The organism is Methylosinus trichosporium OB3b (genome assembly GCF_002752655.1).
Classification (GTDB): Bacteria; Pseudomonadota; Alphaproteobacteria; order Rhizobiales; family Beijerinckiaceae; genus Methylosinus; species Methylosinus trichosporium.
In genome coordinates this window covers 1,621,049-1,637,982 of record NZ_CP023737.1, presented here as the reverse complement: position 1 = coordinate 1,637,982, position 16,934 = coordinate 1,621,049, and the positions used below count along the sequence as shown (strand labels likewise).

Annotated in this window: 17 protein-coding genes; all 17 read right to left on the bottom strand. The window is 65.6% G+C overall.

Features of this window, described 5'->3' with window-relative positions:
- Positions 1-156: 156 nt before the first annotated feature.
- Complete coding sequence (locus CQW49_RS07955) at positions 157-1,215, bottom strand: phage late control D family protein (protein ID WP_003611046.1); 1,059 nt, start codon at positions 1,213-1,215, stop codon at positions 157-159.
- Positions 1,208-1,432: a tail protein X gene (locus CQW49_RS07950; protein ID WP_003611048.1), complete on the bottom strand. Its 225-nt coding sequence runs from the start codon at positions 1,430-1,432 to the stop codon at positions 1,208-1,210. The genes CQW49_RS07955 and CQW49_RS07950 overlap by 8 nt, the downstream gene beginning before the upstream one ends.
- Entirely contained in the window at positions 1,429-1,854 is a 426-nt protein-coding gene (locus CQW49_RS07945) for a phage tail protein (RefSeq protein WP_003611050.1), read from the bottom strand. Before CQW49_RS07945 ends, CQW49_RS07950 begins: the two co-directional genes overlap by 4 nt.
- Entirely contained in the window at positions 1,854-5,372 is a 3,519-nt protein-coding gene (locus CQW49_RS07940; RefSeq protein WP_003611052.1) for a hypothetical protein, read from the bottom strand. Before CQW49_RS07940 ends, CQW49_RS07945 begins: the two co-directional genes overlap by 1 nt.
- A 101-nt stretch (positions 5,373-5,473) precedes the next feature.
- Positions 5,474-5,842 (bottom strand): hypothetical protein, encoded by a 369-nt coding sequence (locus CQW49_RS07935; RefSeq protein ID WP_155931295.1) that lies wholly within the window; start codon positions 5,840-5,842, stop codon positions 5,474-5,476.
- Between the two features lie 70 nt (positions 5,843-5,912).
- The gene (locus CQW49_RS07930) at positions 5,913-6,443 is read right to left on the bottom strand and encodes a phage major tail tube protein (RefSeq protein ID WP_003611054.1); all 531 of its coding nucleotides are present in this window, start codon (positions 6,441-6,443) and stop codon (positions 5,913-5,915) included.
- 59 nt (positions 6,444-6,502) lie between these two features.
- Positions 6,503-8,365 carry a phage tail sheath protein gene (locus CQW49_RS07925; protein WP_003611055.1) on the bottom strand — a complete coding sequence of 621 codons (1,863 nt, stop codon included), beginning with the start codon at positions 8,363-8,365 and terminating at the stop codon, positions 6,503-6,505.
- A 90-nt stretch (positions 8,366-8,455) separates the two neighbouring features.
- Positions 8,456-8,701 (bottom strand): hypothetical protein, encoded by a 246-nt coding sequence (locus CQW49_RS07920; RefSeq protein ID WP_003611057.1) that lies wholly within the window; start codon positions 8,699-8,701, stop codon positions 8,456-8,458.
- Positions 8,702-8,708: 7 nt separating this feature from the next.
- Positions 8,709-9,170: a hypothetical protein gene (locus tag CQW49_RS07915; protein ID WP_003611059.1), complete on the bottom strand. Its 462-nt coding sequence runs from the start codon at positions 9,168-9,170 to the stop codon at positions 8,709-8,711.
- Positions 9,171-9,236: 66 nt separating this feature from the next.
- Positions 9,237-9,698, bottom strand: a complete 462-nt coding sequence (locus tag CQW49_RS07910; protein WP_003611061.1) for a hypothetical protein — start codon at positions 9,696-9,698, stop codon at positions 9,237-9,239.
- Positions 9,699-9,793: 95 nt separating this feature from the next.
- Positions 9,794-10,594, bottom strand: coding sequence for a TIGR02594 family protein (locus tag CQW49_RS07905; RefSeq protein ID WP_003611062.1), 801 nt, complete (start codon positions 10,592-10,594; stop codon positions 9,794-9,796).
- Between the two features lie 139 nt (positions 10,595-10,733).
- On the bottom strand, positions 10,734-11,570 hold the full coding sequence (locus CQW49_RS07900) for a DNA adenine methylase (protein WP_003611063.1): 837 nt from the start codon (positions 11,568-11,570) through the stop codon (positions 10,734-10,736).
- Between the two features lie 285 nt (positions 11,571-11,855).
- The gene (locus tag CQW49_RS07895) at positions 11,856-12,062 is read right to left on the bottom strand and encodes a hypothetical protein (protein WP_003611065.1); all 207 of its coding nucleotides are present in this window, start codon (positions 12,060-12,062) and stop codon (positions 11,856-11,858) included.
- Positions 12,059-12,310 (bottom strand): hypothetical protein, encoded by a 252-nt coding sequence (locus tag CQW49_RS07890; RefSeq protein ID WP_003611066.1) that lies wholly within the window; start codon positions 12,308-12,310, stop codon positions 12,059-12,061. Before CQW49_RS07890 ends, CQW49_RS07895 begins: the two co-directional genes overlap by 4 nt.
- A 4-nt stretch (positions 12,311-12,314) precedes the next feature.
- The gene (locus CQW49_RS07885; protein WP_003611067.1) at positions 12,315-14,444 is read right to left on the bottom strand and encodes a beta propeller repeat protein; all 2,130 of its coding nucleotides are present in this window, start codon (positions 14,442-14,444) and stop codon (positions 12,315-12,317) included.
- Positions 14,445-14,447: 3 nt separating this feature from the next.
- Entirely contained in the window at positions 14,448-14,642 is a 195-nt protein-coding gene (locus CQW49_RS07880) for a hypothetical protein (protein ID WP_003611068.1), read from the bottom strand.
- A 17-nt stretch (positions 14,643-14,659) separates the two neighbouring features.
- Positions 14,660-16,933: a hypothetical protein gene (locus CQW49_RS07875; RefSeq protein ID WP_003611069.1), complete on the bottom strand. Its 2,274-nt coding sequence runs from the start codon at positions 16,931-16,933 to the stop codon at positions 14,660-14,662.
- Position 16,934: the final 1 nt, after the last annotated feature.

Genomic DNA, 16,934 nt, shown 5'->3' with positions numbered 1-16,934 from the left:
TTGTGAGAGAGCCGGGTCTGATAGTCTCATTATTTCATATGCTTGCTGACGTCTGGCCAAAAGAAAGCGACGGCCTCGGTTCCGATCGGTCGACGCGAGCCCCGTCGGCGGACCGGCGGGGCGAATGGTCGTCGACGAAGGCGCGTCACGGCGACCCTACCTCTCATCAACGCCAGCCGCGCCGCTCGGCTCCTCGACATCGCATTCGGTCAGCCATCCGGCCGCGCGGGTGAGTGTGTGGGTGACCGAGGCGATGCGATAAGTTCCATCGATCCCCGGCCGGACGCCGGAGACCACGAGCGGGGCCTGCGGCTGCGCGGCCGGGTCGCCGTCGATCGCCACCCAGCCGCCGCCCTTGCCGCGCGCGATCTCACGCGCATTGGCCGCGGCGCGGGCGCGCGCCTGGGCGTAATTCGGGGCCCGCTGGACATCGACATGCGCGGCCGGCGCCGAGTCGTCTCCCGTGCCGACCTCGATGTTCTCGAATTTTCCCGTCTTCGGATTGAAGAGCCCGACGACGGCCTTGCCGAAGCGCGGGCGGCTCTGCGTCGGCGCGAGGTCCCATTCGACGAGGTTCTTGCCCCATTCCGCCTTCACCGACGCCAGCGCCCGCCCGCTGACCGACTCGCCGCCATTGCGCGGCACGAACACCGCGCGAGCGTGGCCGCCTGCATTACCGCCATCGAGACCGCCATAGAGCTTGAACGTCGCACCAATTTCGGCGGCGATGCGCTTGCCCCAGCCGGCGAACGACTCGTTCTGGATACCCCACCAGTCCCGGTGAACGCCGGCGAGCGATGGATCGACCTTGACGGTGACTCCGGCCCTGGCGCCGAATTTCTGCGCCGCCTCCTCGAAAGTCGAATCGTCGACATGCCCTTGCTGCTTTTGCTTCAGGCTCGACAGAAAATCCGTGCCGCTCGCCGTGAGCGCCAGCAGCCGTCCTTCGGCGCGCCCGCCGCGGCTGCGCGGCTCATCCGTCTTGCCGACGAAATTCAGCGCCGAGCCGCCGCCCCTCCACGAGAGCGAGGCCGAGAGACTCGCGCCAATGCGCGGCAAGCGCAACTGGCCGCGGCTGTCGTCGAGCAGGAGCTCCAGCGTGTCGCTTTGCCCGCCGTCATAGAGGCGCAGAGTCAGCGCCTCGAGAAAAGGCGTGAAGCGGCGCGTCACCTCGGTTCCGTCGACCGAGATCGAATAGACGGCTTCTTCAGTCATAGAGGCTCGTCACTATTGCGGCCGCCGAATCCGTCGCCAGCGCCGGAGCTTGAACCTGCACGACGGTTCCGATCGGCAGGATCGAGCCGAGCGCGGCGAGGCCGGGGTTGCGCGCCAGCGTGTCCTCCACGAGGCCCTTCGCCTCGCGGCGATAGCGCCGCCACAGCAGCAGGTCGAGCGTCGTGTGATCCGTCTCCACGGTGAGCGTGTCGATCATCCGATCAGCCCATAGAAGGTTGTGAGCGCGGCCTGCGGCGATGGCGGCTCGTCGCTCTTGGTTAAAAACAGATCGAAGCCGATCTTGCGCCCGAGGCCGGCGGCGTCGAGATAGTCATGGTTCTCGACCATTCGCTCGAGCACATAAAAGCCCATGACGACAAAGTCGCCGCGCACCAGCTTTTGCGGGTCGCCGCCGCGCGCCATATCGCGCAGATCGTCCAAGGTGCCGATTCCGCCGAACTTGTGCGGCCAGAGCGTCCCGGTGAGCAATATCCGATCGTCCGCCTCGCCCATCTTCTCGCGTGGCTTCCTCGCGCCGACGATCGCCTTCGCCGCGAAGTCGTGGCCCGTCTCGCGCTTCACGCTATCGACATTGACCGGCGTGACCTCGAAGGTCACGATTCCGAGCTGATAGAGCATCACCAATCTCCCTGTCCGCCGCCGGTGGAGTAGCCGCCGCGCCGGATTTGGTCGAACGATTGCATCGAGACGCGGCCGGATTGCGCGGGCCGGCCGGCGCCGCTCGGAGCGCCGCCACCGCCGATATTGTGCAGACGCTCGCGCAACCGGATCGATTCACGCAAGGCGTCATTCATCGCGTGGATTTCCGAGATGTCGGCGCGCGCCTTGATCGGCGAGCCCCACGCGTCTCGGGCGCCGCGCGATTCGCCGAGCGCGCCATCGATCTCGCCGTCGTTGCCGCGCGTCGACAGGCTCGCCGGCGGCGTCATCACCTCCTGCATCATCTGCGCCGACGTGCGCGCTTTCGCCGCCACCTCTCGCGCCGCCTTCCGATCGCCGAACAGGTAATCGGTCAGCGCGCGCTGATCGAGCGGCGGCGGCGCCGGCGCCGGCGCGTCTTTGGCGATGACGCCATTCGCCTTCAGCGCCTCATGCGCCGCGAATGCGTCATTCACCTCGAAATGACCCGCATCCGGGCTGCGGAAATTCGCGCCGCTGCGCAGGCCCCATTTCGACGCCAGCCGGTTCTCTACCTCCACGGGCAGCGTCACGCCGCCGGCGCGGATGTTGCGGCCGATCTGGTTGACGTCGATCGCCCGGCCGATCGGATGATAGGAGGCGTTGCCCGGCCGCACGCCGAGCCCGCCGCTATTGGGCCCGACGACGCCGCCCGCCGCCTCATAGTCGTTCAGAAAGCCGCGGAAATTCTCGGCGTAGCGCGCGTCGACGGTGAGCTTGCGCCCGCCCTTGGTCACGACGGTCGTCGTCCCCTCCTGCACGGGCCGCGTTCCCGCCGGCGCCGGCGCGTCGCTGGCGGCGCGAGCGCGATAGGCCGGGCGCCAGCCCTCATGCTCGCGCATGATGTCGAGCATATGCTCGCGCTGCTCCGGCGCGAGATCGGCGAGCCGCGCCTCGGGCCCGACGCCGAGGCCATTCGTCACGCGCCGAACATAGGCGCCGGTGTCGTTCTCCGCGGCCGGCGCATATTTGCCGATCGCCTCGCGGATCGAGAGCCCGGCATATTGCGGAGTGTCGAACAAGAGGCTGCGCTGCGCCGCGCGGCCCGTCTCGGCGTCCGGAAAGACGGCGAAGCCTTTTTCATCCTTGCCCGTCGCGCCGTGAGCGGCCGCGAATTCGCCATAGCGCAGATTGCCCGGGTTGTTGTTGCGCCAGGATCGCGAGCCGCCGAAGCCGGGAATGTCGCTCGGCGCGACCGGCGACGTGATTCCCGGCACGGTCTCGACGAGCGAGGCGAGCTGCTTGCCCGCGACCTTGGGGAGGCGCGGGTGCTCCGCATCCGCACGACGAATCGCCTCGACGCTGACGCTGCCCGCGCCGATATGCGCATGACGCAGCAGCGCATTGCGGCCATAGCCGGGACGAAAGCGCAGGCTGTCGGGGAGGGTGGCGGCATGGGCGCCGGAGACCCCGAAGGTCTTGCCGAAGCCATCCCATGCCTTTTTCCAGAAGTCGCTCCAGAAATCGGACGACTCGATCTTCTGATCCTTGGCGTCCTTCGCTGGCGTCGGCTTTTGCTCAGCGGTAGTTGGCGACGCCGGCGTGGCGGCGGGGTGAGGCCTGAAACGGAAATCGATCTCGCGACGGGACGATTCATGTTTCTGCTCAGAGTGACGATATTTGTCGAATGCATCCTTGAAGCTGGTCTTGTCGAACCCGTCTTCATATTCATGAAGCAGATCGATCACATTGGATTTGCGGCCTTCCTTTCTCGCTTTTTGTTCCGCGCGCTGCGACGCATCCATCCATCGCTTCGGTTCCATCATGTAGTGATCGACGATCGCCGCCAGCGAACGCAAGCCCTCGGCGAGCGCGTGCAGAACTCCGCCCACCGGCGCGGACTTCAGCAGCGCAGCAGCGAAATCATCCCATGCCGCCGCCAGCTCCTTCAGCGCCGCCTTCGGATCGCCGTGCTGCAATTCGAGCGAGGCCTCCAAGCCTGTGGCGTTGTCGAGATTCCTGCCATGGGCTTCAATCGAATGCTGCTGCTGCAAAAAAATGCGCACGACATTGGCGGCTGTGGATGGAAGGATTTTGGTCAGCAGCTCGATTTGCTGCGCGAGCGTCCGGTAGCCGGCGCGCTCGGCCGCAGGCTTGAATATCTTATACGCCCAGAGATCGGGGTCCGACGCCAGCAGCTCATTACCCCTGATCTTGCCGGAATAGCCCTTGATCTCACCGGAGCCCTTTGCTTTGACGATCTTGTCGGGCTCTTCGAGCAGGCCGAGACTGTTGAGCAACTGCACCGACAAATGCCGGTTTTGAAGGCCGCCACGCAGCGTCTTCCCGAGCATCGAAAGCGCAGTGCCCGCCGGCGCGCCGTGCATCTCCTGAATGAGCGACGGCATGGCCGCATTTAGAAATCGATCTGACAATGTCGCGCCGGCGGATTTCGAATAGGTCGCCGCCTCATAAATTTGTTCGGTCGTGATCGTGCGACCGAAAACCTGCATGGCCTTGACCTGGCCCTCGAGGAATGTTCGAAAGCGCTTCGGATCATTCATCAACCCGAGGCTTTCACCGGCCTTGATGAGATCGGCGATATGCGCGTTCTCGACGCCCATCCCCTTCAACACGCTCGCCGCCTCGGCCGCCGGCTTGATCAGCTCGAACATCTCCTCCGGGTGCTGTACGGCCGAGCGCCCTTCCTTGAACAGCTCCAGCACTTCCGATCCGCTGAGCGTCAGTCCGCCGCCGGCGAGCTCCTTTGCCCGCGCCTCGGCCCGCGTCAGCTCCGTCTCACGCATGCCGGCGAGCCTGGCGCCGGTGACGACATGCTGCCGCTCCGCCGCCGCCTCCGCCGCCTTGTGCAAGACCTCATAGGTGGCGAATCCGCCGGCGAGCGGCAGCACATGGCCGAACTTTCCGGCGACCGCGCCGAGCGCCGCCGCGGCGCCGGGCGAGAACAGCGTCGCCTCGCTCTCCGCCACGCGGCCCGCCGACGACATGCCGCTGCTGATCCGTTTGCCGGCGGCGGCGATCTCCTCTCGCGCCCTTATGCTCGCGAGATTCGCCGCGCCGGCCGCCGACATGCCGCCGATCAAACCGACCGGCGCTCCGGCGCTCGCCTGCGCCGCGCGCGACGCCGCCGCAGTCTCGCGGTAGAACGCCATCTGCTCGCGCTTCACTTCGCGTAGCGCGGCGAGCTGCGCACGCTCCCAAGCCCGCACATCGGCGATCTGCTGCTTCGTCCATCTGGAGGCGTCGTCGGCGAGGTCCTGCGCCTTGGCGAAATCCTTCCACGAGGCCGCGACCGCCTCGATATCTTTCGCCGAGAGCTTCAGCCCGGCGAGCGATTTCACGAAGCGGTCGGTGGCCTTCGTCTCGGCCATGCCTTTGGCGGCGGCCTTGGCGGCGCGCTCGGCGTCCTTCAGCGCCTGCGCGACCGTGCGCGCAGGCTTGGAGACATCGTCGATCAGCTTGACGCTGATTGTCGATGTGAGGCTCGTTCCGGCCATTTATTTATCTCCCCGCAGCGCCAGCGCCTCGCGCAGCTCGGCTATGAAGTCATCCCATGGCATGGCCATGATCTCGGCCATGCTCCATCCGATCTCGCGCTTCACGATTGCGCGATAGTGTCTCCAGCCTGCGGCTCCGAAACGGCCCTCACGTCCCGGAACCGACTGGGCAAAAAATCGATGGCAGCCTTGTCGATCACATCGCGGTCGTCGGCGTCGAGGCCGTCGAGCACGGCGTCGGGGATGTGCATGCCGTCATCGTCGCGAAACAGCGGGAATCGAATCTCGTCTTTGCCGACGATCGACTCCATAAAGTCGCCGACCTCCAGCACCGTCATCCGCTGCAGATGGATGCGCGTGTAGGTCCGGCCCTCATAGGTAACCGGATAGGCGAGATCGATCGTCTTGCGCCGCGCCGCGGCGTCGACGAATTGCGGTGCGCTCGGCGGCGCGGCCGCTGTTTCCGTCATGGTTGTTTCGTTCGTCATCTCATGTCCTCTCGAGAGAAACGGCGCGCCCTATGGCGCGCCGAGATTAGGGTCAGATGCGCAGAATGGCGTTCTCGGCGCTGCGCGTGTCGACGCCGTTGACGCGCCAGCTCGGCGGGCTGAACTCATAGCCCCAGATTTCCTGGCGATCGTGAGTGAGAGAGAAGGACATGATCTCGCTGATCATGTGATCCTGCTCGGTGGCGCGCTCGCGCGTGAACTCGCTTTCTTCGACAGATGTCATGCGCCCGCGCAGCACGAGCTTGCGCTCGATCGCCACGCCGGTGAGCTTGTCGCGCACGACGCCGTAGAGCGTGTAATATTGCAGGCCGCTCTCGCCGAAGCGGAACAACCCCATCGTCTGCGGATCGACGCCGATCAATTTGAACGACACCTCGGGCGCCTCGAGAATGCCCATGCCGAGCTTGATCTGCCCGGCGCCGCCGCCGGGCGAATGCGTGTGCGTGACCTCCTTCGCCGCGACGATCTTGATGTTCGTCAACGTGAGATGCTTCGAATTATTCGGGCCGTTGTCGCCCGCATAGAGATTGGCCTCCTGCCAGATCAGCAAGCTACCAGCCATGGTGAATCTCCGATGTGAGGGGTGGAGCGCCGAGCGCGATCCGCGCTCGGCGCCTTTGATCAGGACGCGTATTGCGCCTGGATGGTCGCGGCCTGCGCGACGATCGCCGCCAGCTCGGCGGTGAGCGCCTCCGAGAAGGGATAGGAGTCGATGTCGATGCGCGTGATCGGCGCCGGCGTCTCGGCGTAATAGGCGATGCGGAACCGCCCCTGGCCCAGATTTTCCGGGCTGTTGACGGCCGCCGCGAACTCCACCTTGAACCCGATCGAGCCGCCGTTCCGGAGCGCCTCCATATTGACCGCCGCCATGTCGTTGAGCACGGCCTGCACGGCGTGCGACGTCACATTGTCGACGCCGAGACGCAGCCGAATCGATTTGAGCAGGGCCAGATCGATCCAGTCGCGCGCCCGCGACTTGTTGTAGAACCACCAGCTCGGATCGTCGCTCGCGGTCCAGACGCCCGCGAAGACGAACCCATTGCTCGCAATCGCCGTCTCGACGCCGACCTCGCCGCGCACGATGACGCCGACGTGATTGGCGAGCAGCTCCTGCGCCTGCGTCGCGCCATCGACGAGCGAGAAGGAGTAATAGTTCTTGAGTCCGAGAATGCCGCGCACCTGCTGGCCGCTGAACGACCAGAAGGGATAGCCATTGTGCTGGAAATCGACCCGCGCGGCCAGGCCGAGGGCGCGCGCGACGCCATCCTCGTAGCGAGTGGCGCTGTCATCCGCCACGATCGTCCATGCGTCGATCGGGATCAGACGTCCGGAACCGATCATCTCGAACCAGTCATTTCCGTCGTTCACGCCGGTTCCGGGCCCGCCGACGATCGCGTGGGCCAGCAGTGTGTCGAGCACAGACGGCAGAGCGCTGCAGATGGGATTGCTGAGCTCGGTCACATCGCCCGCGACCGTCACATCGAAACCGTCCCCGACGACATAGTCGGTCGCGCCATCGGCGATCGTGAAGGCGATCTGCTTCTTGAAGAGCGTGCCGACATTCACGTGGCCCAGCAACACCCCATTTGGATCGGTGACGCGGAACTCTCCGCCATTGGCCGGGACCGCTGCGGCGACAGTGACGGTGAATTCATCGCCGATGATAAAGTCGGTCGCGCCGTCGGAAATGGTGAAATCGATCGCCCCGTTGAACGGCGTGCCGACGAAGGCTGTGCCGACATTGACTCCGGTCGGATCGACGACATTGAACTGTCCGCCATTGGCCGCGGCCTTTTTGCACGTGATATGCCACGTCCCTGTGCGCGCGGTCGCATCCGCCGAGAGAGAGCCCACGGCCCCGTTGCCCGCATTGCCGAGCTTGGCGGCGCTCGTCGCAGAGCGCGCGCCGCCCACGCAGCGGATTTGGTAGACGCCGTCCATGACGCCGAAGCGATAGGGCGGCGTCCCCAGCACCAGCTCGCCGCTGCCCGTGTTGCCGCCGGACTTTTCCGCGGATGTGATGATCGTCGAGCCGCCCAGCTCGCGCTGCCAGGTATAGCCCGGCGCGCCGATCAGGCGCGGGATGACGCCGAGCTCGGCGCCGGCGCGCAGCAGCGCATAGATGCCGGTGCCGCTGCCGCCGCGCGCGCCCGTGCCGTTGCGGGCGCCGACGATATTCGCGATCGTCAGAGAATCCGTGCCGCCTTTCGCCACGCGCACGGCGACGATGCGCGCGCTGGTCTGCAGCTCGGCGAGCTGATCATCGATCGCGGTCACGGCATTGTAGAGATCGCCCGTCCCGAGCTTCGCGAGGGCGGATACGTCGCCGGAGTCGAAGAGGCGCGGCTCGTTGAGCGGCAGGAAGGATGCGTCCGCATCATCGGACGGCAGGACGAGCCCGATGATCGACAGGTCGGACGGCTGCGCCGCGCGCGACGCCGCGCTGTTGCGGGTGATGGTGATGCCATAGGCGGGAGAGGTCATGCGAGTTGTCTCCAATAAAAAAGCCCAGTCATGGCGGGGCTCAGTTTCGCTGTCGGACGCCGCTCCATGCGGCGCCGTCTTTGGCGGGTGTCAAACGCGGCCGCGCGCCTCCTCGATGAGCGTCAGACGGCGATCGAGCCCGTCCATGCGCGCCTCGCCGGCAGAGAGCTGCGTCAGGATCATGGTTTGTTTCGCCAACTCGGACTCGACATTATCGAGACGGCGAGCGCTCGTTTTGGCCTCGGCGCGCATGGTTGCGAAAACCATGATCCAACCGGCGGCGATCACGGCAACCTGCAGCAGGTCGACGAGCCGCAGACTGAAATCGATCGGCATTCTGGCCTCACTCCCCGCAAGCGACGATCGGCGCCAGCTCGGCGAGCAGCGCATGCAGCGGATCGGCCTCGGCCGGCGCGAGCCCGTCGACCATCACGGCGCCGCTATCCGACACGCTGGCGCGCCAGAGCGTCCGACCGATCGCGTCCGAGCCCCGCCAGTCCACCGGCCAACGCCAGCCGGGCAGGGTGGCCCGACAGGATGCGGCCCAATAGTCGGCCGGCCCGGCATAGGCGCCGGCGGCTTCCGCGATCGTGACGCCGGGGGCGAGCGCCAGCCGACCGTCGGCGCGGATGGCGAGCGAGGGCAGATAGACGAGGTCGCCGGGCTCGCGCGCCAGCGTTTCGGCATAGGCGGCGGTGACGCCGGCGAGCGCGGCGAGGCCCGCGATCGCAAGGATCGCACGGGCAGGGTGGAGCACGGCGGCGCAGATCAGCGCCCAGGCCGCGCTAACGACGAGGATTTCCATTTTTGACCCTTTCGAGATTGCCGCCGGCGCCGGCGAGCGACCATTTCGCCGACGCCGGCAAAATGGTCAGCTCGCGTTGCGCGCCGCCCCGTAGTTTCCGGAGACCTTGTCGACGATGGCGAGCAGGATGCCGATCCGCGGATCATTCGGCAGCATCGTTCGGACATGCGTCACGACCCAACCGGCGAGCGGCACGGTGACGATCGCGGTCCACAGCGGCTGCAGCGGCGTCGGGAGCCACGCCGGGACAGGCAGCAGCGCGTCGCCGCCGAGGGGGATGCAGTCGATCGCCGCGCCGGCATAGGACGGGCCGGCGACGGCGAGCAGGGCCGCCGTGGCGACCGCCGCCACGACGGCGATGCGGGCGACGGTCGCCGCCTCGCGCGTGCGCAGGGCGTCGACCAGGGCGCAGGCCGAGAGGAAGGCCGCGCCCGCCGTCATCACCATGATGCGGGCGCTGTGGAGGGCGATCATGACGCAGAACGCGGCGGCGCGCGCCGCGCCCGCGGATGCGGATGCGATTTTCATGTTGGTTCTCTCGATTTTGGAGGTTTGCCGGGGAGCCGCCCGGCGCGGCCGTCAGCGAGTGACGAAGGAGAGGCCCGCTGCGACGGGCGCGTGGATCAGGCCTCGCGGCCCGCTGCGACGGCGCCGCCGCGGAACGCGCCGGCGTGCAGATCGGCTGGCTTCAGCGCGCCACGCGGCCATGCATATGAGTAGATCGCCGAGCGCGGATATCTCACGATGCTGACCTGGTCGGACTGGTTGCCGCCGAGGCCCCAGACCGAGGCCCCGTCGAAGTCGACCACGAAAAACACATGGCCGCCGCCGTCGCGCTTCTTCGTCGCGATGGCGCCGACGATCGGCGCTAAGAGCGCTTGGCCCCATTTGGCATAGTCGAGCGCCCACAACGTCCCGCTCGGCGTCTGCCCGGCCTTGCGAAGACACGCGCCGACGAAGGCCGCGCACCACGCCACCGAGTCGTGCTTGATCTCAGGATGGCCGGCGGCCGAGAACATTTCGAGGACTGCTGGATTATCCTTGGTTCCAACGCCCTCGTGCGTTCCGATGTAAGACCGCGCGATCGTGATCCACGGCGGCAAGGAAGACTTCGAGACGTCCGCAGGCGCTGCAACCGCGTCCTGGCCCGCATTCTGCCACATCGCGAGCGCGGCGCTCGTCAAAGGCCCGGCGACGCCGTCGATCGCGCCTTTGTAGATCCCCGCGTCCGCGAGCATGATCTGTTCGAATGCGATCATCAGCCGTTCCGCGCTCCAATGAGCCGCGGCGCCCACCTTGCCTTGCACCACCGCATAGATCGCCGAGCGCGTCTTCGGCCCGATCTCGCCATCGACGGCGATATCCTGTCCATGCATTCTGAGCGCGCGTTGGATCGCGCGCGCGTCGATCGACGCATTCGTCATGAGAGGTCCTTTCAAGATTGCGCGCATGCGCGCGGCGCCGCAGCCGTGCGGTCACGGGCGCGGTTCGGAGAAGACGAGACTGGAGAGAGGCGTGGGGCGTCAGGCCCCTTACGAAAGGCTGGTGCGATCGAGGAGAACGCTAAACGAGCAGTCTGCCGCTCGGCCGCAAATTCGAGACGATGATCTCGCCGGCGAGCTTGCCGCCGTGGCGTCCGCCGGCGGCGGTATAGGTGAGCTCCACGGCCGAGAGCGCGAAGCCCTGGTAGATTGCGCGGGTGGCCGCGCAATCATTCATCGTGAGGATGAATTGCCCTTGCAGCGCTCTCAGCTGCTCTGCGAGCGCTTCATGATCCTCTCTCGGGAAGGGCGCCCGATAGTAATTCTCGGTCCCGAAATAGGGCGGGTCGAGATAGAACAGCGTCTCAGGCCGATCCCAGCGCTTCAAGAACTCGCGCCAGTCGAGACAATCGATCGTGACGCCCGCGAGCCGCTCATGAATGGCTTTCAAGGCCGGCCCCAGCTTCGTCGTATCGAACCGCGCGGGGCCTGACGTGTCGATTCCGAACGTCCGACCTGCGACCTTGCCGCCGAAGCTCAGTTTTTGCAGGTAGAAGAAGCGGGCTGCGCGCTCGAGGTCGGTCAGCAGCGCCGGGTCTTGTCGCGCCAGCCGATCGAATTCCGCGCGACTCGTCACTTGCCATTGCAGCATCTCGACGAATGGCTGGTAGTGGCGCTGTAGAATACGAAAGAAAACTGCCACATCGCCGTCGCGATCATTGATCGCTTCGACTTTCGCGGCAAACCGGCGCCGAAGAAAGACGCCGGCCATGCCAATGAAAGCCTCGGCGTAGATCTTATGCGGAGCCGATTCGATCAGCTCGCAAATATGTGCCGCAAGCTGCTTCTTTCCGCCGATCCAACCGGCCGCCGGCGCGGTCTGCTCGACGGGACGCTCATCGAAATCCTTTTCCATCATCTGTTAAGTCCGCATCGCTATCCTCAGCCGGCCGCCTTTGGTGGCCGTTCGGGGAGCGTTATCTGTTTGGTGCGCTGCGCGGGTTGATGCTTGCCGGCTGGCCCGCGTCCGGGGTTTCCCCGGCCCCGTCTGGTCGAACGCCGGCGCCGATGGGCGCCGGCGTCTCCTCGGCCAAAGCGGCGGAGGACGAAGCCACCGCGAGCAACGCCGCTGTGGTGGCGGCTGCCGCGATGGCGATGTGGCTGACGATCATCGCCGCTCGCGTGCCCAGAGCCTCATTTTAGTTTAGGGCGTGGGATGATGGAGCCCGAGCGCTGCATCGCGCGCTGCGAGCGTCGCGTAGAGGCTCGACTCCGGCCAACAGCCGTCGCCGCCTTCGGCATAGGCGAGACGGTAGACCGCCTCATCCAGAGCGGCGCCGACCGCGAGCACGGTCGCCGCATTGGCGCCCGAGTCGGAGCGATAGACGGTGTCGCCGACCGCGAACGTCACGCGCTCGCCTCCGAATGGGAGCGGGCTGCATCGATCCACATGCCCAGCTCTGTGCTGCACATGACGACCATGTGCGCCTCACTCCGACCGTGAGGCCGATACTCGATGACGAGTCCGCCGCCCTCGATGTCCCACTCGCGCGGCGCGGCGCCGATACGCAGGATCGTCGCGCCGATCAGGTCCCGCGGCAAATGATCGGCTTTCTCCGGATGGTAGATATCCGGCAGTCTCAAATTCTCGATGTCCATCGCGTCACCTATAGGAATAGCTATACGCAGATTTGCTTGTCATCGCGCGGTTGCCTGTGCCGGAGACGGCAATAGCGGCGAACAATCCCAGTTCGCGAGACCAACACACAGAGTTCCACGAATTGTCGGTCGCACTCGCGCGTGTTGTCCAGTTGGTCCCGTCCGGCGAGGTCATGACATTGTTGCCTATGCCGCCCGATGACACCGCGACGAGAAGCCCAAGTTCTGGCGACCAGCATATGCCTGACCATGTGTTGTCCGCCGCGCTGGTGCGCAATGTCCAGGTGATTCCATCCGGCGAGGTCATGACACGGTTGCCAGTGCCCGAGTTCGCGACACAGACGAGCAACCCCAGTTCCGGCGACCAGCAGATCGCCAACCAGTTGTTGTCCGCAGCACTGGTTCGCCGAGTCCAATTAATCCCATCCGGCGATGTCATGATGCGATTACCGGTGCCATTAGCCGCCGCCGCGACGAAGAGACCGAGTTCAGGAGCCCAACAAACAGACCGCCAGTAGTTAGTTCCCGGGCTCGTGCGCAGAGTCCAGTTGATCCCGTCCGGAGACGTCATCACCTGACTTCCGGACCCCGTCTGCGCCACAGCGACGAGAAGCCCAAGCTCCGGCGACCAGCACACCGCTCGCCATTCATTATCGGCTGCGCTCGTGCGGGAAGTCCAGGCGATCCCGTCCGGCGAGGTCATCACACGATTGCCGGCGCCGCTGTCCGCCACCGCCACGAAGAGGCCAATCTCCCGCGCCCAACAAACCGAGCGCCATTGAATGTCGGCCGCGCTCGTCCGCAAAGTCCAATTGATCGCATCCGGCGATGTCATCACACGGTTGCCGACGCCAGAATATCCGACCGCGCAGAAGAGACCGAGTTCCGGCGACCAGCACACCGAGAACCAGTTGTTGTCGGCCGGCGTCGTGGATGACAGCCACGCGTTGCTCGTCACCCAATTGCGCTGCGGAATATTCGCCGCCACCGGCGCACGATAGCCTTTGGGGAATCCGACGACGCCCGTCGTGGGATAGATGCGTATCGCCGTATTCCAGTTCACGCCATCGCCAGAGACCTTTGCGCGCAAGGCGTCGTCGCCGATCAGCCCGACTTCGGCGCGTGCCGAACCTCCTCTCTCGAAGAGCAAGCTCGCCGTGTCGCCGACGGCGTTCTTGTTCACCTTCACCTGCATGCCGGCGCCGCTGTTGTCGAAGAGCGCCGCCGGCGACTTGACAACGAGCTTGTTGGTCGCGTCGGCGGCGCCGCCGATGCCGAGCAGCGAGAGGTTTTGAAGATCCGGCAATCGCGCCGCCGGCAGCGTCCCCTGCGACAGGTCCGAGGCCGATCCGGACGCCGCCACGGCGGCGAGGCCGAGGCTCGCTCGCGCCGCCGTGGCGCTCGCGGCGGCGAGCAAGGCTTTGCCGAGCGCGCTGAGCGGCGCCAGCGCGGGCGCGCCGGCGGCGTCGGTCATCAAGACTCTATCGCCCAGCAGCGACAAGGCGGCCAGCGCCGTCAGATTGTCGGCGCTCGGCTGGCGCGCCGCGAGCGCGGCGGCGGTCTGCGCGAGCTGCAGGGCGAGGGTGTCGCCCGTCAACGCGCCGACAGGCGCCGTCTTTATCTGCCCCGCGCTCTGCGTCGCCGCCGCCGCCGAGACGATCCATTCGGCGTAAGCGCCATCGCCGATTGCTTCGATGACGTCGACCGCGAGAATTCCCGTCACGCGATCCCAGGCCTGCCGCCGGGCGAGCATGGCGACCGTCGGATCGGCGGTCGAGACGATCGAGACGAAGGCGGTCGGCGCGAATGCGTCCCGCGCCACCGGCGGGATGACGACCTCCTTCGGCCCGAGCGCCGGCTCCATCGCTGTGTAGGACATGGTCGTGAGGATGCCGCCGAGATCGGCGGCCGCCTGAATGGCCGACAGCACGGGAGCGAGGACCGCGTTGATGCGATCCGTCCCATACCCCTTCAGCGCGTCCTCGAGCTCGGCGATCGACGTCGACATGTCCTCGACGCCGCCGACCCGCAGATCGAGATCGCGCAGGATCGCATTGAGGCGCTGGCTCAGAACGAGCGCCGTCGCCGCGTCGTTCGCCCGCAGTCGATAGGATTGGTCGAAGAGGATCGCCATGGATCAGTCTTCGAGGCGCGTGGCGGTGAGCACGCCGTCCGCCGATTCCGGCGTCGCGCCAGCGGCGGCGATGATGGCGAGCAGCTCGCTCCCCATGATCACATGCTCTTCCGCCGGCCGATAGACGGCCAGACCGACCTTGACGGGCCGGTGCATGACGACGTCGTAAATCGCCGCCGGATCGATTGTCTTCTTCATGACTGTTCCACTCCGCTTCAGAGCGCCACATCGGCGGTTTCTTCGATGACGAACGGCTTCAGCGCGTTGGTCGTGGCGAAGGTGAATTTCCATTTGTATGAGGTCAGATTCGGGAGCCCAGTGAAATTGACCGTCACCACCTTGAGCCCGTCGCTGCGCGTCCGAATCGACGTCGACGCCGCCGCCGCCTCCGTGGCGTAGCTCGCGCCATACAGCAGCTTCGCCGCGAAGCTGTGATAGGTCGTGTCATAGGACGAGAGCAGCACGGTGATCTGCACCGTGGTGATCGGCGCCGGCGTCGTCCATGCGTTCGAGATGGCGACGCCATTGGTGCGCGGCCGCGTGAGCGCGACGCGCGACTCGGCGAGCTTGACGCCAGGCGCGAAGTCCTGCGTGTGCGTCAACGCCAGCCGCGCCTGCACAAGCGCTGGAAGTCCGGTGAAGGGGGTCGTCCCGCTGATCGCGCCGACCGTATACCATGTGTTGTTGCTCTTGAATTGCCACTTGAGAATGGCGCTCCCGCCCCGCACACACGGCGCGAGGACGTCTATGCCCGTGATCCCGCCGTCGAGGCTCCACGGCTGCAGATTGACGACCGTGCTCGTCGACAAAAATTTGGCGTTGTATTCCTGGAAGCAGAGATCGCGATCGGGCATTGCGATGGCGTAATCATCGTCCACGAAGGTGAACAACGTGCCCTGGGTGTAGTCGTTGTTGTTCGAGATTTTGAACGTGTGAGCGCCGGCCGTGACGACGACGATGGCGTAGCGCGATTTCGGCGTGACGACGAACGGCTCGAGCGGGAAATGCGTCCAGCCGTTGGCGACGAGGTTCGCGGCGGCGACCGTCACCCACGCATAGATGCTGCTCAAATCCGGCTTGCCGTCGCTCACCTCGCACACGAGCAGCGTGACGTCGCCAGTCGCCGCCGCATCGGTAATCCAGAGATCGTAGCCCGTCACCCAACGCGTCGCGGTCGCCAGACGCGTCTGCGCGAGCAATTTTCCGGTGACGCTCTTCTGCGTCGCGCCGAACTTCCAATAGTCCTGTTCCCAATCGTCCTCGAAAAATCTCTGCAGCCGGATGATGCGGTGATTGAGCGACGCGGCCTTGATGTCATCCGCGACGAATGTCTCGCCGTTTTTGCGAAACACGCCGCTGACCGGGTCGAATTCGCCGGTCTTCCAGTAGCGCCCGTTTGTGCACACGAGGAACTCTTCGCCGTAACGCTGACGCAGACGGGACAGCGTGAGCACATCGCCCGAGATGGTCGTCATCTGGAATTGGGCGATCGGCAGATCGAGATCGCGTTCCTTCGCCGAGTCGCCGATCGACAGCGAGATGATCTCGGAATATTTGGGCAGCATCAAGCCGCCCGGCGTGATGGTGACGGCAGGATCGATCGACGACAGCAGCGCGATTTGCTGTTCATTGCGGTTCGCGTCGGCGAAGCGCACGCCTTCTTCGACCTTGGCCAGCCACGCCACATTGGCCGTGTCGCTTTCCGAGGCGGTGAGATAAACATCGGCGTGCGACATGGTGTAGGCGTCGGGCAGACCGATTTCCTCGCGCAGCCGCGCCAGCTCCCTCGCCAATTCCGAGAGCCCATCGACATTGGCGAGCCCTTTTAATGCGCTCGAGATGCTCGCGATCTCCGTCCGCAGCGTCTCCACCGAAGTATTGACGCTCTTTTTCCAGCTTTCGAGCGATGCGATGCGCCCGAAGGCGTCGTCGAGACTCTCGATTTCATCGGCGACGATCATCGAGATGGATGATTGCGCGACGACTCCAGCCGGAGTGAGCCGCACATAAGCGACGCCGAGATAGGTCGAGCCGATGACCGGATTGACCGGAGAAGCCGCTTCCGTCCCGGCGACGACCGTCAGCACCACTTGGCGATGCTGCTCGAGATAGACTTGCCGCGGTGTCGCTTCCTCGGTCGCTGGATTGATGAAATCGCGCACGACCGAATTGGCGTCCTGGGTCTGCCCGTAGCACACGATCGCGACGATGCGCGGGCTCACAGACGGGAGATAGGCGGTGATGTCGATCTCGCTCGCCTGATCGAGCCCATACATGCGTCCAGCGCTGTCGTAGTAGCGGCCCGGCGCCACGCTGACGACGGTCGACGTCTTGCGGGTCACCGCGAGCCCGGCAAATCCGCGCGCGCCAGACGGCTGCAGAAAGTCGGAGACGAGATTGTCGCCATATTCCTGCACATACCCCTGCAGCGCATTTTCATCATCGGCGAGCGCCTCCATATTGGCGCTGAAATTGATCCTCTTGCGCATG

What these genes read in the sequence shown, in the direction of transcription:
- CQW49_RS07885 (WP_003611067.1), bottom strand. Translation starts at nt 14,444, where the DNA reads ATGGCGATCCTCTTCGACCAATCCTATCGACTGCGGGCGAACGACGCG.
- CQW49_RS07905 (WP_003611062.1), bottom strand. Translation starts at nt 10,594, where the DNA reads ATGACGAATGCGTCGATCGACGCGCGCGCGATCCAACGCGCGCTCAGA.
- CQW49_RS07950 (WP_003611048.1), bottom strand. Translation starts at nt 1,432, where the DNA reads ATGATCGACACGCTCACCGTGGAGACGGATCACACGACGCTCGACCTG.
- CQW49_RS07955 (WP_003611046.1), bottom strand. Translation starts at nt 1,215, where the DNA reads ATGACTGAAGAAGCCGTCTATTCGATCTCGGTCGACGGAACCGAGGTG.
- CQW49_RS07910 (WP_003611061.1), bottom strand. Translation starts at nt 9,698, where the DNA reads ATGAAAATCGCATCCGCATCCGCGGGCGCGGCGCGCGCCGCCGCGTTC.
- CQW49_RS07890 (WP_003611066.1), bottom strand. Translation starts at nt 12,310, where the DNA reads ATGGACATCGAGAATTTGAGACTGCCGGATATCTACCATCCGGAGAAA.
- CQW49_RS07915 (WP_003611059.1), bottom strand. Translation starts at nt 9,170, where the DNA reads ATGGAAATCCTCGTCGTTAGCGCGGCCTGGGCGCTGATCTGCGCCGCC.
- CQW49_RS07945 (WP_003611050.1), bottom strand. Translation starts at nt 1,854, where the DNA reads ATGCTCTATCAGCTCGGAATCGTGACCTTCGAGGTCACGCCGGTCAAT.
- CQW49_RS07880 (WP_003611068.1), bottom strand. Translation starts at nt 14,642, where the DNA reads ATGAAGAAGACAATCGATCCGGCGGCGATTTACGACGTCGTCATGCAC.
- CQW49_RS07875 (WP_003611069.1), bottom strand. Translation starts at nt 16,933, where the DNA reads ATGCGCAAGAGGATCAATTTCAGCGCCAATATGGAGGCGCTCGCCGAT.
- CQW49_RS07925 (WP_003611055.1), bottom strand. Translation starts at nt 8,365, where the DNA reads ATGACCTCTCCCGCCTATGGCATCACCATCACCCGCAACAGCGCGGCG.
- CQW49_RS07940 (WP_003611052.1), bottom strand. Translation starts at nt 5,372, where the DNA reads ATGGCCGGAACGAGCCTCACATCGACAATCAGCGTCAAGCTGATCGAC.
- CQW49_RS07900 (WP_003611063.1), bottom strand. Translation starts at nt 11,570, where the DNA reads ATGATGGAAAAGGATTTCGATGAGCGTCCCGTCGAGCAGACCGCGCCG.
- CQW49_RS07935 (WP_155931295.1), bottom strand. Translation starts at nt 5,842, where the DNA reads ATGACGGAAACAGCGGCCGCGCCGCCGAGCGCACCGCAATTCGTCGAC.
- CQW49_RS07930 (WP_003611054.1), bottom strand. Translation starts at nt 6,443, where the DNA reads ATGGCTGGTAGCTTGCTGATCTGGCAGGAGGCCAATCTCTATGCGGGC.
- CQW49_RS07920 (WP_003611057.1), bottom strand. Translation starts at nt 8,701, where the DNA reads ATGCCGATCGATTTCAGTCTGCGGCTCGTCGACCTGCTGCAGGTTGCC.